The sequence below is a fragment of the Pseudomonas serbiensis genome (genome assembly GCF_030580745.1).
GTDB classification, from domain to species: domain Bacteria; phylum Pseudomonadota; class Gammaproteobacteria; order Pseudomonadales; family Pseudomonadaceae; genus Aquipseudomonas; species Aquipseudomonas serbiensis.
This window is the reverse complement of record NZ_JAUQOO010000005.1, coordinates 213606-228621: the sequence shown is the minus strand read 5'-3', so window position 1 is coordinate 228621 and position 15016 is coordinate 213606. Positions and strand designations below refer to the sequence as shown.

Here is a 15016-nt window from a genome sequence, read left to right as displayed (position 1 = left end):
GGCCCCTCCCACATCTGCGTGGGAGGGGCCTTGGCCGCGACAGCAACCTACCAGCTCACTCTGACCCCCAGATTTCCCCGCAACCCATCCAGGTCATTGTCATCCAGATTGCTGCTGTAATCGGCGCTCAGGTAGAGGCTGATCTCACGGGATAATCGGGTTGTCAGCCCAACGCCCAGGTCAGCCGTCGTCGATTTGTGTTCCGTCTTGATCCGGTCGTTGTGATCGAAGGTCAGTGTGTCCGCACCATCAAAGTTGTGCCACAGGTTACCTTGTAAAAACGGCTCGACCGGAACTCCCCGCACTTGATAGCGGCCTTCAAGCCGTCCACCCAGGCGTGCGGTGGTGTAGGGCTGTGAGTCGAACGCGACGTGTGAGATTCCATCGTTCTGGCTATCGAGGTCGATACGTTGATGGATCACTTGTGCCTGAGGTTCGATAACCCAGTGTGGCGCCAGCGCAATGGGGTAACCCGCCTCGACGGAGAGGCTCAGGACATGGCCGTCAGTGTCGATACGAATCCCCCGGTCTGAACGGCTGTTGCCATCCAGTCGAGTACCCATCGCCACGGTATCCAGATACCAGCCTTGCGGGTCGATCAGGGTCCAGTAGATGCCGAGGCTGTCACCCTGGATTTTCAGCTTGCCAGTACGGCGGCCCTCGAAACCCTCGGCAAAGCCTTTGACGTGGCCGTCCAGTTGCGTGTGGGCAACGAATAGACCGGTTCGCTGGGTACGCCCGCTGCTGGTTTGCAGGGCCAACAGGTCATGGCCGACCTGATAGCCCTTGAGCGATGCATCCAGGCCAGGAGCTACCGTGCCTGACCAGTCCTGCTGGAAGTCGTTGCCAAATATGCGTGCCCAACCCGCAGCAAAGGCACCGGTCTCGTTCAGCAGGTTCTGGTCGCCTTGACGCTCATGGAAGGTCCCCAGGGATGACAGCGCCAGTTTTGCAGCGGCTGGAGGCACCACTGCGTAATTCGGAACCTCCAGACGATACAAGGGAACAGGCGCAGCACCACGTACAGGAGCGGGAAGCGGCGGGGTGCCAGGTGCGGGAACGGGCTGGATAGCCGCCGGTTGAAAGGTTGGCGGTGTGGGCGCTGGAGCTTCGGGTGGCACAGGAGTTGGCGTCGGTGTTGGCGTTGGTGTCGGCGTCGGTGTTGGTGTCGGTTCAGGAGCAGGCTCGACTGGCGCAGTGACGAGTGCCTCAGGTACGGAAATCACCGATGAGCGCAGAAACCAGCTGTTCTCCGAGCCGGCAGTGGCTCCACCCTTGAACAGGTAGTACTGATAGGCGCCGACAGACAATGAGTTTTTCAGTGAAAAGGCTGAGTTATCGCTGGTCGCGCCATTGGCGGCCTCGACCACTTCGATCCCGTTTTGCAGGGTCAATGCACCGACTCCTCCTTGATTGTCGACTGTAATCTGAGTGCTGCCGCTGATCGATCCCCGGGATACCACCAGTTTGTCGCTGGGCGAGCTGTCTTCGCCCAGCACCGATTGCAGCCTTAGCTGCCCGTTATTGCCAACGTAATTGCCATTGACCGTCAGTGTGTCAGTCGCACTGCTGCTACCGGTGCTCATGTCCAGAGTGCCGGCGTTGTTGAGTGTGACCAAGCGAGCGCTGGTAAAAGGCGAAATGCTGCCCGATACGGATGTCAGGGTACTGCTGGCGTCGACATTCATGACTCCCGTTTCGCTGGTGCTATCCCCCAGCGTGAAAATGCCTGCCAGATCCAGCCGTGAACCATTGTTCAGATTGACCGTTTCCCAGTTGGTATAGCGTGCGGGATTTGCTGAGGTTGTTGCATCAAAGGCCAGTAGATCCGTGCCCGGACCACCATTGAGCAGCGGGTTGGGTCCCAGGTAGGTTTCATTCAGATTGCTCAGTGTCGCCGTGTCATTATCGTTCTCCATCAGCACACTGCCGCGTATGTAGCCGCCATTGAGCCAGGTGAAGGTGTCATTGCCGAAGCTGGTGCGAATCCCGCCGCGAATCTCGCCGCCACTGACGGTAACCCTGTCGTTGCCACCACTGACACTGACGATCCCGCCAATACTGCCGTCTGACAGAATGATCGTATCGCGGCCAAAGCCTGTGACCAGATTGTTGACGATGGCCCCGCCCGACATATCGAAGGTATTGTCATCCAGTTTCATGTCTACGCGGCCTATGGTGCCGCCGGTCATTCTGGCCTGATCACCATCCTCGAAGGCGTTACTGATCGTGCCGCCGGTCATGAGAAAGGTGTCCAGGCCATCGCCTTGAGTCAGCGAGCGCAGGGTGCCGCCACTCATGAAGAAATCATCACGGTCGGTACCTTGATTGACATCGCCCGTGATGTTTCCTGCCGTGATACGAAACTGATCCGGCCCCGCGCCCTGATTGACGCTGCCGGTGATGTTGCCGGAATTCATCTCGACCCTGTCGCTCCCTGGCCCATAGGTGACGCTGCCGTTAATCGAACCCGTACCTCCTGCCGGGAATATCAGCGTGTTATTACCGCCAGGTTTGTTCAAGGGGCCGCTGTTGCCGCTGTCACAGACCTGTATCTCGTTGGCGATGGTGGCGGCGAGATCGCAGGCACCATGAGCGTTGGGAGAGATGAAGAAGGTCAGTACAGCCAGGGGAAGGATTCGAGCGATGAAGCGCAGTAACCGGTGGTTGATTTTCATGACTGCTCTCTCTGAACACGTGGTCAGGGAGGCGGTTCATGGTTCCAATGCTGGCCTGGCTACCACGCAAGTGACATCCATGAAGGGGTTTTATAAGCCTGATCAATGGCTAGCAGAAACAAGTCAAGATCCGATTGCGAGATGCGTCAATTAGTTGACCGACCGGCGGCATCAGGTTCCGTGCGAAAACAGGTTCAGGTGCCTGCTTGAGGGCGGCGTGATAACCAGAGTGTCAGGGCCAGGGCGGTTATCGACAGCAAAGAGGCATAAAAGAAAATCCAGCCATAGCCCTGACCCAGTGCAATGGCTCCCATCACGGGGCCTGCAATCGCCAGCGCCAGATCAAAGAACACGGCATAGGCGCTCAAACCTGCACCGCGACTGGTGGTAGGGACTTGCTTGATCGCCTCGACACCCAGAGCCGGATACACCAGCGACAGCCCCAGACCGGTAAGGCCCGCGCCCGCCAGGGCAAAACCGGTGTTGGGAGACAGCCACAGCATTACCAGCCCGATGGTTTCCACTGCCATGCACAGCATCGCCGCATTGAAGCCGCCCAAGCGATTGATGGCGCCGATAAAGAGCAGGCGGGCAAGGATGAAACATACCCCGAACATGCTCAGGCACCAGGCTGCTCCTTCCCAGCCACGGCTGATATAGAACAAGGTAATGAAGGTGGTCAGCGTCCCGTAGCCGATGGATGATAGCGTCAACCCAAGGCCATACGGAGCGATACGCCCGAACACCGACCAATAGGGCAGGCGCTCACCGGCAATCACCGGTACCGATGGCTTCTTGCGAATCATCAGCAAGGCCAGGGCCGCCATGGCGACAAGGGCAATGCCCAGGCTGTTGAACCCGGTGTGGTCGATCATCACGACCCCAAGTGGTGCGCCGATGGCAATCGCGCCGTAGGACGCGATGCCATTCCAGGAAATCGAGCGTGCCGTATGCTCCGCGCCGACCTTGCCGATACACCAACTGATGGTCCCGACCCCGATCATGCCCTGGGATACGCCGAGGAACAGCCGTGCAACGATCAAAATCCACAGGCTGGCCAGAGGAATGCTTTCAAGCAGCGTGGCGGCCAGCGTCATCACACCGCTGATGACTATCCCGCAAAGGCCAAGGACGATGGCGCGTTTACTACCCATATTGTCCGTCAGCCGGCCGGCAAAGGGACGGCTGAGCAGGGTGGCCAGGTATTGCGAGCCGATGGTCAGACCTGCGACCACCGCACTGAATCCGAGTTGGTCGTGTACATAGCCGGGCAGCACGGCAATCGGCAGGCCGATGCACAGGAAGGCGATGAAGGTATAGAAGACGATTGAGACAATTTGCAGCGTGATCGCCATGGAACTTGGCTGCGCTGAAGGTTTCTGGCTTGAGGCGGCAGGCATTGGACTCGTTCGCTGGCAGGCGGTTGGAATGGAATCATCATGGCGCGGTAAGGGCTTAAATGAAAGCACGCTAACAATCTGATCGGGTGTATTGCTGTTCTTCTCACGTAGTCATAGGATGACTGACCACAAACACAATAACAAAAGGTGCTTCATGAAAAAAAACCTCCTGCTGGCGGCTGCGGTTTCCTGCTCGTTCGGTCTGTCTGCTCATGCAGCGACTTTCGCTTATATCTCCAGCCCTGCTGACGGGCTCATTTCCCAATACCGACTGGACGCGGCAAGCGGGGCGCTTAGCCTGATAGAGCAGACCAAGGCAGGCGATCAGGTCAACCCTATGGCTCTCTCGCCGGATGGCAAGACGCTGTTTGCCGCATTGCGCGCCAAGCCTTATCAGGTGGTCGGTTTCGGCATTGAGCCCGGCACCGGGCATCTGAAACAGATTTCCCAAGGACCACTGGCCGAGAGCCTGGCTTACCTGTCCACTGACCGCAGCGGTCGATTTCTGCTTGGCGCGTCCTATGGCGGCGACCTGCTCAGTGTTCAGCCCATCGATGAGCAACAGCGCCCGGGCGACAGCATAAAGACCTACAAGACCGGCCTGCATGCCCATTCGGTGAGTACAGACCCGAGCAACCGATTTGTGTATGCCGGCAACCTGGGCGTAGATCACGTCCTGCAATATCGTCTGGAGAAGGACGGCACGCTTGCACCGATTGGCACGGGTTACGTCTCCGTTGCAGACAACACCGGGCCACGCCATCTGGCCTTCTCGCCGGACGGCAAGTACCTGTATGTGGTGGGAGAGATGAGCGGCACCGTGGACGGTTTTTCAATCAATGATCAAACCGGCGCGTTGACCGCGGTCACCCAGGCAGCCGGAATCCCGGAACGCCTGAAACTTGCCCATGGCGAAGTTCGTGATGCCCGCAACAACGACCTGAAGGACGATCCGACTCCGCGCATCTGGGCAGCAGATATCCGTATTGCGCCGGATGGCAAGTTGCTGTTTATCAGCGAGCGTACTTCCAGCAGCGTGTCGGTCTTCAAGGTCGAGCCTTCGAGCGGCAAGCTGACCTACCTTGAGAACTACGCGGTCCAGGAAAAACAGCCACGCAATATCGCTGTATCGCCTGATGGCCGCTGGTTGCTGGTGACGGGAGAGAAGAGTGAGGTGGTCGGGAGTTATTCGATCAGTGAAGAGGGCGTATTGAAGCGGGTGGGCGAAGCGCCATCGGGTAAAGGTGCGCTTTGGATTGAGGTGCTGGAGCAGCCGGGGGCGTAATTGATACCGCTTTCGCGAATGAATTCGCTCTTGCAGGAGCGAGTTCATTCGCGACAGGCGGATTTAGATCACCACACCCTGGCTGCGCAGGTAATCATCGTAGGTGCCGCTGAAGTCGATCACACCGCTTGGGCTGAGTTCGATGATGCGGGTGGCCAGCGAGGATACGAACTCCCGGTCATGGCTGACGAAAATCAGCGTGCCCGGGTAGTTCTCCAGCGCCAGGTTCAAGGCTTCGATGGATTCCATGTCCAGGTGGTTGGTCGGTTCGTCCATCACCAGCACGTTCGGTTTTTGCAGGATCAGCTTGCCGAACAGCATGCGGCCTTGCTCACCACCGGAAATGACCTTGACCGACTTGAGGATCTCGTCGTTGGAGAACAGCATGCGGCCCAGAGTGCCACGCACCAGTTGCTCGCCGCCTTGGGTCCACTGGCCCATCCAGTCGAACAGCGTACTGTCGTCCTCGAAGTCGTGGGCATGGTCCTGGGCGTAGTAGCCGATTTCAGCTGATTCGGTCCACTTGATCGAGCCGGCATCCGGCGTCAGGTCGTTGACCAGAGTGCGCAGCAAGGTGGTCTTGCCGATGCCGTTCGGGCCGATGATCGCAACGCGCTCGCCAGCTTCTACGGTGAAGCTGAAGTCCTTGAACAGGATATTGCCATCGAACCCTTTGGCCATGTGCTCCACGACAACGGCCTGACGGTGCAGCTTCTTGGTCTGTTCAAAGCGGATGAACGGGCTGACACGGCTGGAAGGCTTGACCTCGGCGAGCTGGATCTTGTCGATCTGCTTGGCGCGGGAAGTAGCCTGCTTGGCTTTCGAGGCGTTGGCCGAGAAGCGGCTGACGAACGATTGCAGCTCGGAAATCTGTGCTTTCTTCTTGGCGTTGTCGGCCAGCAACTGCTCGCGGGACTGGGTCGCCACGGTCATGTATTCGTCATAGTTGCCAGGGAACAGGCGCAACTCGCCGTAGTCCAGGTCAGCCATGTGGGTGCACACGCTGTTCAGGAAGTGACGGTCGTGGGAGATGATGATCATCAGGCTGTTACGCTGGGTCAGAACGTTTTCCAGCCAGCGGATGGTGTTGATGTCCAGGTGGTTGGTCGGCTCGTCGAGCAGCAGCACTTCCGGATCGGAAAACAGCGCCTGAGCCAGCAGGACGCGCAGTTTCCAGCCCGGTGAAACTTCGCTCATCGGGCCGTTGTGCTGCTCGATGCCGATACCCAGGCCCAGCAACAGCTCGCCAGCGCGGGACTCGGCGGTGTAGCCGTCCATTTCCGCGAATTCGGTTTCCAGCTCGGCAACGGCCATGCCGTCGTCTTCGGTCATTTCCGGCAGCGAGTAGATACGGTCACGCTCGGCCTTGACCTTCCATAACTCTTCGTGACCCATGATCACGGTGTCGAGAACGGTGAATTCCTCGTAGGCGAACTGATCCTGGCGCAATTTACCCAGGCGCACGTTCGGCTCCAGCATCACCTGGCCACCGGAAGGTTCGAGATCGCCACCCAGAATCTTCATGAACGTGGACTTGCCGCAGCCGTTGGCGCCGATCAGGCCGTAACGGTTACCGGCACCAAACTTGACCGAGACATTCTCGAACAAGGGTTTGGGGCCGAACTGCATGGTTATATTCGCGGTGGAGATCAATTGCCTTACCTATCAATAACTTGGGAAATGCCGATGTGAGCCGTACCCCGAAAGGCGGCTCGCTCCAGTCGGAGCTTGAGTGGTTCCAGCGAGGCATACGTCGATAGCAACCAGCCTGTCAGAGACGGGTTGCCGGAATATGAATGCGGGGTTCATGCCAGACTTTGGCGCGCATTGTCGCATAGGTGGGGCGGTAGTCATATGGGGGATCTTTGAAGGTGGCCGATCCAGTCGTCGGCCACCTCGAAAGCATGAACCTGCGTTATTTGCCAATGACGCTTTACAGCCTAGGCTTTCTGCCTGATGGACCGGATACCGGGTCCTTGCATTCAGGAGTAGTCCAATGTCGAGCAAACCACCGCTCTTTAACGACGAAATTCAGGCATGGGATCTGTATGCCTCTGCCGCGCTCAGTGCCACGATTGTGAAAGCCGAATCTGCCGAGCAGGCGGTCGAGGCTGCGGCCGATCTGGCGGACAGCCTTCTCAAGGAGCGGGCAAAGCGTATCAAGGCTGCGAAGGAGCATCTTTTTCAGCATTGAGGTCTTTCTCAAGCCCGGCCATTGTGCCGGGCTTTGACATTTTTCCTGATGCTCCTGTGTTCTGGAAAAAACAGAACTGGTACGGTCATGCTCCTTCTCTGTGATCCAAGAACTCGAAATGCTGCGAATACTCGGCAAGGCATCGTCAATCAACGTCAGAAAAGTACTCTGGGCATGCGCCGAAACAGATCGGTCTTTTGAACGGGAAGACTGGGGGAGCGGTTTTCGGGCCACGGATACGCCCGAATTCATGGCCTTGAACCCCAATGCCATGGTGCCCGTTATTCTGGAAGACGACTTTGTCTTGTGGGAATCCAATACCATCATTCGCTATCTGGCTTCTGCTCACCCGGATGAAGGTTTCTACCCGTCCCAGCCCAGAGCCAGGGCTCGCATAGATCAGTGGATAGACTGGCAGGCAACGGACCTCAACAAGTCCTGGACCTATGCGTTCATGTCGCTGGTCAGGCGTTCGGCCGGGTTTCAGGATCGAGATGCGTTGAAGGCATCCAGCAGCAGTTGGTCCCGGCATATGCAGATACTGGATCGACAGCTTGAGCTGACCGGCGCTTATGTGAGCGGCACATCGTTTACCCTTGCGGATATCCCCATTGGCCTCTCGGTCAATCGATGGTTTGAAACCCCGCTGGACCATCCGGATTTTCCCGCAGTCGCTGCTTACTATGAGCGTCTGAGCGATCGCCCCGGTTATTTGCTGTATGGCAGAAACGGAACTCCGTGACCGGATATTCACCGAACCCCTTCGTAAACAGGAGTCGCAGTTGTGACCACCATAAAAATAACCGCCGGCGGATATGAGTTCCTGGCTGAGGCCAATCCCGATGCACCGCAAACCGTCGCGGCCTTCTTGAAGTTGCTGCCTTACCGGCAGAAGTTCATTCATGTGCGCTGGAGCGGAGAGGGGTGCTGGGTGCCGCTGGATGATTACCAGCTCATGCTCGACGACAAGCCGATCGGTTTCGAGAATGCGACCAGCCATCCTTCGGTGGGCGACATTCTGTTTTATCCGGGTGGTTACAGTGAAACCGAAATCATCCTGGCCTACGGCTCCTGCTGTTTTGCGAGCAAGATGGGGCAGTTGGCGGGCAATCACTTTCTGACCATCACTGAGGGCAAGGAAAACCTGCGCAAACTGGGCGTCAAGACCTTGTGGGAAGGGGCGCAGGATGTGGTTTTCGAGTTGGTCGAGAGTTGATCGGCAGTATGGGGTGCTAGAATCGGCTTTTTTCGACGAAGGCATGTCATGAAATTTCCGGTTTCTATCATCGCGGCCACTCTGTTGCTGGCCGGATGCGCGGCTCCCTCAGACTCCGCTCGTTCGGTCGGGCCTGCCAAGGTCCTGTCCAGCAGCAAGCAGGATGCTGCCGTCGCTCAATGCATCCAGGTTTCCTGGCAGAACGAAGCGATGTTCGGCACGTCCTCTGATGTGTTCATGCACAAGCTTTCCGGTGGCGGCTTTACGGTCTTCACCACTGAAGCCAGATACTTCGCCGACGTGCGCAGCAAAGGCCCGAGCACCGAGATCGAGTTCTATGCCCCGCAAGGCGACAGCCACTCCGCGTTGAGGGCAGCGGCAATTGCTACCTGTTTGTAAGAGGGAAGCAGGCTACAAGCTACAAGCTTACGGCTTACGGCTTGAAGCTTTCAGTTGTGAGCGGCTTGAAACTTGCTTGAAGCTTGCAGCTTGTAACTTTCAGCCCTGGAGCCCCTATGCCTATCCATGTCGCCGATAAAGGCTCTGCCGAGCCGGGCCATAGCTTGTTGTGTGATGTAAGCCTGCCAGCACTGGTGATCCACAATCAGGCGCTGGAGCACAACATTCGCTGGATGCAGGCCTTTGCCATTAACAGCGGTGCGGAGTTGGCGCCTCATGGCAAGACCAGCATGGTGCCGGCCTTGTTTCGTCGTCAGTTGGAGGAGGGGGCCTGGGGCATGACTCTGGCCACGGCGGTGCAGACCCGCACCGCTTTTGCCCATGGCGTGCGTCGGGTGCTGATGGCCAATCAGTTGGTGGGTACGCCCAATATGGCAATCATTGCCGAGATGCTGGCCGACCCTCTGTTCGATTTTCATTGCATGGTCGATCACCCGGACAACGTGGCTGCCCTGGGCGAATTCTTCGCTGCGCGCGGGCTGCGGCTGAATGTCATGATCGAGTATGGCGTGCCTGGTGGACGCTGCGGTTGTCGCACCGAGCAGGAAGTACTGGCGCTGGCAGAGGCAATCAACGCTCAGCCGGGCCTGGCTCTGACTGGTATCGAAGGTTACGAAGGTGTGATTCATGGCGATCAGGCCATCGAACACATCAAGGCTTTTGCCGCATCACTGGTGCGTCTGGCTGTCGAGTTGCAAGACAAACAAGCCTTTGCCCTGGAGCGCCCCATTGTTACCGCCTCGGGTTCGGCCTGGTACGACCTGATTGCCGAAGCCTTCGATGCCCAGGCTGTTCGTCAGCGTTTTCTCAGTGTGCTGCGCCCCGGCAGCTATGTGGTGCATGACCATGGCATCTATAAAAGCGCGCAATGCTGTGTGCTCGACCGCCGTGCGGATCTGGGCGAAGGGCTGCGTCCGGCCATGGAGGTCTGGGCGCATGTGCAGTCATTGCCGGAGCCGGGTTTTGCTGTGGTGGCTCTGGGCAAGCGCGATATTGCCTATGATGCTGGCTTGCCAAACCCTCTCGTGCGCTACAGGGCTGGTGACCGGTCAGCCAAAGGCGATGACGTCAGCGCCTGCAAGGTCACGGCCTTGATGGATCAGCATGTCTTCATGACGGTTGCGCCAGGTTGTGAGCTGAGGGTCGGCGACATCATTTCCTTTGGTTCCTCTCACCCGTGCCTGACCTTCGATAAGTGGCGTTCCGGTTGTCTGGTCGATGAGGAACTGAAGGTGATCGAAAGCTTCAGTACTTATTTTTAATGGCACATTTACCATCAAACATGCAGTTGATCGCCTAAGGGACTGAAAGAAAAGCATTTCGCTGGAGCTTGCGGGCGAATCCGGCGACCATAGGCGTCCGACGATTCTCTATCCGGAGCCTGCGTGCCTGACGACCTGCCTTCTGCTCTTCCTCCCGACCTGGATGTCGAACTCAATCCGCCCGAGCGTCTGCCGTTGTTCAAGCGCTTGCTGTCACGCCTGATCGGTCGTGGTCTGACAGGGCTTGGTGCGCAGCACAGACCTTCATGGTTTCAGGGGCATGCTGACGGGTATCTGAGCGGGCACATCGAAGGTGTGAATGAAGGCTACGCCGAAGGTCGTCTGGATGGGCTGGAGCAAGGGCGCAATGTCTTGCTGATCCGTGACACCCGGCCCAGCGAGCATCGCGGGCCGAAAGTCGATGATCATCTGTTCGATGACTGGCGGCTGGCGCTGACGCCAGAGCTGAAAAAGCGTATCAAAGCCGATGTCGCGCAAAAGCTGCCGCCCCATGCACAGCCCAGCACTGCTCAATGGAAAATGATTTTCAGCGACACGCCATCCACCTACGTGATTGCGGGCGCAGGGGCGGGCAAGTCCACGTCGCTGGTGCTGCGAATACTGTTGCTCCATCACTACCTGGGCTTCGAGCTGGAAGCGATGACTGTAGTGACCTTTACCCGCGAGTCGCGCAAGGACTTCATCGGCAAGCTGATCGAGATAATGGCTTTGTGGGGGCATACCCTGAGCCACAAGCAGGCCCGGGATCTGGTCCGCACCTTCCATTCGCGAATACTGCCGCTGGTTCGCAGCTTGCCGGGTTTCGAGCAACTGCGCGCTTTCGAGAATCTGGGTAATACCTCCGCTTCAGGCGACGAGGCCGACAGTAACCCGTTCGATCTGCGTATCAACGATGCCCAGCGTCAGCAATTGAACCTCTGTTATCGCGACCTGTATGCCAGTAACGAACGCTTTCGTGAGGTGATTGCGCCGCTGTACCGCCATGCGCTGCAACTGAAGGAGCTGGATCGCGATCATCCTGATGTGCAAAAGCGCATCACCGTGACCGAGCTGTCGGCCAAGCGCGATGAGGAACTGTGCGACATCATCGAGGACCTGTGGATTCGGGCAAAGGCATGGCCTATAAAAGGCATTGAGCCTATGCGCCAGACCATTGAAATAAATGGTTTTGCCTTTCACGTTCATGGCTATATCGCCGAACTGGATGCCTGGGTCGTGCTGGGGCTCGACTCCAGCGAAGACCAGCAGATGAAGCGCCCGGGCGCCAAGCTTCCGGTCTGGGCCGAATGGGTGATCAAGCGCACGCTGTTTCAAGCTTTCTGCCGCAAGCCGCTGATCTGGTTCGAGAACTACGAAGCGGCTGGCAAGGTGCTGCAATCTCTGGCCGGATCCGCCGTGGCCGGGCCGGGTTTCGATTACAGGATCAAGGGCGAGTTGAGCGCAGCGCCGCTGCTGGATTGTTTTGTCACAGCGGCCAGCTTCATCGAGAACCTGGGGCTTGATGTACCCGGTGCCGTGGCTGAAATGAGTTTTGCCAGCAATGATCCTGACCGGTTTTTCTTTGAGGGCCTCAGCCTGTTCTGGAAGGCTTTCGAGAACCATCTGCTGGATCAGAAGCCGCCGATCATGACCTACAACCGGATGTTTGCCTTGTTTGGCGAAACCTCACCGGAAAACCTCAGGCAGGTCAGCGATGAAGTGCTCAGGCCTCTGTCGCACCTGATGATCGACGAATTTCAGGACGTTTCGCCGCAGATTGTCTCCTGGATACGCGCCAGCCTGCGAGAGATCCGACGCCGTGGCCCGGCCATTCATGGCGGCCGTGTCGCCAGGCATTCATCGTTGTTGTGTGTGGGAGACGACTGGCAGTCCATCTATGGCTGGCGAGGCAGCTCGCCGCAATATTTCATGGAGTATCCCAAGGAGTTTTCCTCGCCTGCGACCACCAGGGTCATGCTCAGCGATAACTTTCGCAGCCACCAGTACATCATCGATGCCGCCGAACATATCGTGCGGGCTGCGCCTGCCATTGCGGGCAAGAAGGCAAAGGCCAGTGGTGCCGTTCAGGAACTGCTGCCGGTGACGGTGCTGAACCGCGATGATAATGAGCTGGCCGAGCGTGTGGCCGAGCACTACAACGCAGGTGATTCGATCCTGTTGCTGTATCGCAAGAACAGTGAAAAGGCCATGATTTCCGAGTCGTTGAAATCCCTGATTCAGGCCGACTCTGCAATGGGCCCGCAGTCTCGGCGGATCAGGACGCTGACCTATCACAGCTCCAAAGGGCTACAGGCCGATGCGGTATTTCTGCTGGGGGATTGTCAGCACTCGACACTGTCGCCCTACAAGAATCAGGTCTATCGTCTGGCCGGTCTGGGTAACGCAAGCGATACGCAGTCGTTCGACAATGCCCAGCAGGATGAAGTCCTGCGTCTGGCGTATGTGGCGATCACCCGCGCTATACGTTATTGCTACTGGTATATCGATGAAGGAACCGCAGGCAATGACAATGTCCAGGTGCCCAAGGCTTCTGGCAGGGTTGCCCGGGACAAGCCTTTTTTTGAGGATCTGCGCAAGCATTGATGAGTGAGTGGGCGGGAGTCCAAAGCTCCCGCCGGTTCACATGAAGCCGACTGACTGATGGGCTCCGAACAGCTCCAGTTCGGCTTCGATGGCTTCGATGATCCGCTCTACGTCGGTGGCGTTCATGACGGTAGCGCAGGGCAGGCCGGCAATGGCGACCACCGTTTCACCGCTGGCCCGGTCGAACAGGCGGGCGATCATGCTGCTGGGTGCATCCATGGTGGCTTCAAAGCCAACCGGATGAAAGTGCCAGCGCATCAGTTGGCATGCATTGGGGAACGTGACTTTGTTCATGGAAGCGGCCCACCTGATTCAATCGAGCAATTCCTGCAGCCCCAATGGGTAGGAAGACCAGTCGAGATGCGACCGATAAAAGCCTGAGAGATCAAACAGTGCACAATCCTGAGTGATCGTACTGCTTTTCTGCGGGATGATCTGAACGGTCTGGCGAGACCTAAAAATAGCACCTGCCTGCACACATCTGGAAAATATTTTCAGGTGTTCCCCGAATTTTTTCAATTATTTGATGTACGTCAAAATCGTTTGATCCTTAAATCAGTCTGCTCCATCTATTGAGATACGCGCGCCGGTTAGGGCAAGCTGGTTCCATTGACCCCGGGAGTTGACAGATGCTGAGTAAATCCATTGCTGCACTGATGTTGCTGGCCTCCACCAGCCATGCAGCGCAGAGGGTCAATATTTACAACTGGACCGACTACATCGCCCCCGACACCGTCAGGAATTTTCAGGAGGCGACCGGCATAACGGCCGATTATCAGACCTACGAAACCAATGAAGTCCTGAACGCCAGGCTCATGGCCCGCCATTCGGGCTATGACGTCGTGGTGCCGTCCGTACACTTCATGGCACGGCAGATCGACAGCGGCGCCTTGAAAGTGCTGGACAAGCGCCAGCTACCTAACTGGAAGAATCTGAACCCGGTATTGCTCAAGGCGCTGGAGGTCAACGATCCCGGCAACCAGCATGGTTTTCCCTATCTATGGGGCAGTACCGGCATCGGCTATGACGTCGCCAAGGTCAAGGCCCTGCTCGGAGACAATGCGCCGCTGGATTCCTGGGACCTGATCTTCAAGCCCGAAAACATGAAGAAGCTTGCGCAGTGCGGCGTCGCCATTCTGGATAATGCTCCCGAAGTGCTGCCCATCACCTTGAACTACCTTGGCCTGCCTGCCCACAGCGAGCAGCCTGAAGACTATGCAAAGGCTGCGACTGTATTGAGCGCCATCCGGCCTTACGTCCGCTATTTTGACCCCGTCAAATACATTGCAGACCTTGGCAGCGGCAAGATCTGCGTGGCGCTGGGCTTTTCCGGCGATATTGCCCAGGCTCAGGATCTGGCGGAAAAAGCCGGTAACGGCATACAGATCGGTTACACCGTGCCCAGGGAAGGGGCGCCAATGTGGTTCGATATGGTCGCAATGCCTGTCGATGCCCCCAATGAAAAGGCCGGGTATGCCTTCATGAATTACCTGCTGCGCCCGGAGGTGATGGCCCACATTACCAACGAGGTCAAGTACGCGAACGGCAATGAAAAGGCGGATGCCCTGATCAATCCGGCGCTTTGGGGCGATACCAATGTCTATCCAAATGCCGACATGGTCAGCCGGATGTTCGTGCTTGAACCTGTTCAGGTGAAAATCGAAGAACTGCGTGCGCGTATATGGGCGGACACCAAGGCAGGAAAGTGAATATCAAAGACTGTATTGATCATTGAATACGGCAATAAAAACGAACGGAAAGTCGTCACTTTGACGCCAGAAAATATTTTCTGTTTTTGACTCTATTTATTCTCAAGGTTGACCGATAACCGCTTTATGGAGCACAGGCTTAATGCCGTTGCTCTTCCCATTGGCGAGAGTTTTGACTCTCTCGTTTCGTTATGCATGGAGCGCATCGG

The 15016-nt window shown here is 57.3% G+C and carries 12 protein-coding genes; 8 read left to right on the top strand and 4 right to left on the bottom strand.

Annotation, left to right across the window (positions count from 1 at the left end):
* Positions 1–47 precede the first annotated feature (47 nt).
* Together Q6A51_RS09065 and Q6A51_RS09060 are read right to left on the bottom strand one after the other, a co-directional pair.
* A complete protein-coding gene (locus Q6A51_RS09065; protein ID WP_304574616.1) occupies positions 48–2678 on the bottom strand; it encodes an autotransporter family protein in 2631 nt (876 codons plus the stop codon).
* A gap of 194 nt (positions 2679–2872) precedes the next feature.
* Positions 2873–4078 (bottom strand): MFS transporter, encoded by a 1206-nt coding sequence (locus tag Q6A51_RS09060; protein ID WP_201017003.1) that lies wholly within the window; start codon positions 4076–4078, stop codon positions 2873–2875.
* A gap of 154 nt (positions 4079–4232) precedes the next feature.
* On the opposite strand from Q6A51_RS09060, the gene Q6A51_RS09055 reads away from it, so the two are divergent.
* The gene (locus tag Q6A51_RS09055; RefSeq protein WP_304574615.1) at positions 4233–5363 is read left to right on the top strand and encodes a lactonase family protein; all 1131 of its coding nucleotides are present in this window, start codon (positions 4233–4235) and stop codon (positions 5361–5363) included.
* Between the two features lie 63 nt (positions 5364–5426).
* On the opposite strand, the gene Q6A51_RS09050 is transcribed toward Q6A51_RS09055, so the two are convergent.
* Entirely contained in the window at positions 5427–7016 is a 1590-nt protein-coding gene (locus tag Q6A51_RS09050) for an ABC-F family ATPase (RefSeq protein ID WP_025260106.1), read from the bottom strand.
* A gap of 343 nt (positions 7017–7359) precedes the next feature.
* On the opposite strand from Q6A51_RS09050, the gene Q6A51_RS09045 reads away from it, so the two are divergent.
* The 6 genes from Q6A51_RS09045 to Q6A51_RS09020 all read left to right on the top strand — a co-directional run bounded on the left by Q6A51_RS09045 (position 7360) and on the right by Q6A51_RS09020 (position 13098).
* The gene (locus tag Q6A51_RS09045) at positions 7360–7557 is read left to right on the top strand and encodes a hypothetical protein (protein ID WP_025260108.1); all 198 of its coding nucleotides are present in this window, start codon (positions 7360–7362) and stop codon (positions 7555–7557) included.
* Positions 7558–7675: 118 nt separating this feature from the next.
* Positions 7676–8299: a glutathione S-transferase family protein gene (locus Q6A51_RS09040; protein WP_304574614.1), complete on the top strand. Its 624-nt coding sequence runs from the start codon at positions 7676–7678 to the stop codon at positions 8297–8299.
* 42 nt (positions 8300–8341) lie between these two features.
* Positions 8342–8773, top strand: coding sequence for a DUF3830 family protein (locus Q6A51_RS09035; RefSeq protein ID WP_201000481.1), 432 nt, complete (start codon positions 8342–8344; stop codon positions 8771–8773).
* Between the two features lie 48 nt (positions 8774–8821).
* A complete protein-coding gene (locus Q6A51_RS09030; protein WP_236250120.1) occupies positions 8822–9172 on the top strand; it encodes a 2-oxoacid ferredoxin oxidoreductase in 351 nt (116 codons plus the stop codon).
* A gap of 116 nt (positions 9173–9288) precedes the next feature.
* Positions 9289–10494 carry an amino acid deaminase gene (locus Q6A51_RS09025; RefSeq protein WP_304574613.1) on the top strand — a complete coding sequence of 402 codons (1206 nt, stop codon included), beginning with the start codon at positions 9289–9291 and terminating at the stop codon, positions 10492–10494.
* A 123-nt stretch (positions 10495–10617) separates the two neighbouring features.
* Entirely contained in the window at positions 10618–13098 is a 2481-nt protein-coding gene (locus Q6A51_RS09020; RefSeq protein ID WP_304574612.1) for a UvrD-helicase domain-containing protein, read from the top strand.
* A 36-nt stretch (positions 13099–13134) separates the two neighbouring features.
* Here Q6A51_RS09020 and Q6A51_RS09015 read toward each other — a convergent pair whose 3' ends face one another.
* A complete protein-coding gene (locus tag Q6A51_RS09015) occupies positions 13135–13392 on the bottom strand; it encodes a DUF1652 domain-containing protein (protein WP_201017008.1) in 258 nt (85 codons plus the stop codon).
* Between the two features lie 335 nt (positions 13393–13727).
* Here Q6A51_RS09015 and Q6A51_RS09010 point away from each other — a divergent pair, with 335 nt between their 5' ends.
* Positions 13728–14807: a polyamine ABC transporter substrate-binding protein gene (locus Q6A51_RS09010; protein WP_304574611.1), complete on the top strand. Its 1080-nt coding sequence runs from the start codon at positions 13728–13730 to the stop codon at positions 14805–14807.
* The last annotated feature ends 209 nt before the right edge of the window (positions 14808–15016 follow it).

Excerpts from the sequence above, each read along its gene's own strand:
- Q6A51_RS09065 (WP_304574616.1), bottom strand. The coding sequence starts at position 2,678 with ATGAAAATCAACCACCGGTTACTGCGCTTCATCGCTCGAATCCTTCCC.
- Q6A51_RS09060 (WP_201017003.1), bottom strand. The coding sequence starts at position 4,078 with ATGCCTGCCGCCTCAAGCCAGAAACCTTCAGCGCAGCCAAGTTCCATG.
- Q6A51_RS09055 (WP_304574615.1), top strand. The coding sequence starts at position 4,233 with ATGAAAAAAAACCTCCTGCTGGCGGCTGCGGTTTCCTGCTCGTTCGGT.
- Q6A51_RS09045 (WP_025260108.1), top strand. The coding sequence starts at position 7,360 with ATGTCGAGCAAACCACCGCTCTTTAACGACGAAATTCAGGCATGGGAT.
- Q6A51_RS09040 (WP_304574614.1), top strand. The coding sequence starts at position 7,676 with ATGCTGCGAATACTCGGCAAGGCATCGTCAATCAACGTCAGAAAAGTA.
- Q6A51_RS09030 (WP_236250120.1), top strand. The coding sequence starts at position 8,822 with ATGAAATTTCCGGTTTCTATCATCGCGGCCACTCTGTTGCTGGCCGGA.
- Q6A51_RS09025 (WP_304574613.1), top strand. The coding sequence starts at position 9,289 with ATGCCTATCCATGTCGCCGATAAAGGCTCTGCCGAGCCGGGCCATAGC.
- Q6A51_RS09015 (WP_201017008.1), bottom strand. The coding sequence starts at position 13,392 with ATGAACAAAGTCACGTTCCCCAATGCATGCCAACTGATGCGCTGGCAC.
- Q6A51_RS09010 (WP_304574611.1), top strand. The coding sequence starts at position 13,728 with ATGCTGAGTAAATCCATTGCTGCACTGATGTTGCTGGCCTCCACCAGC.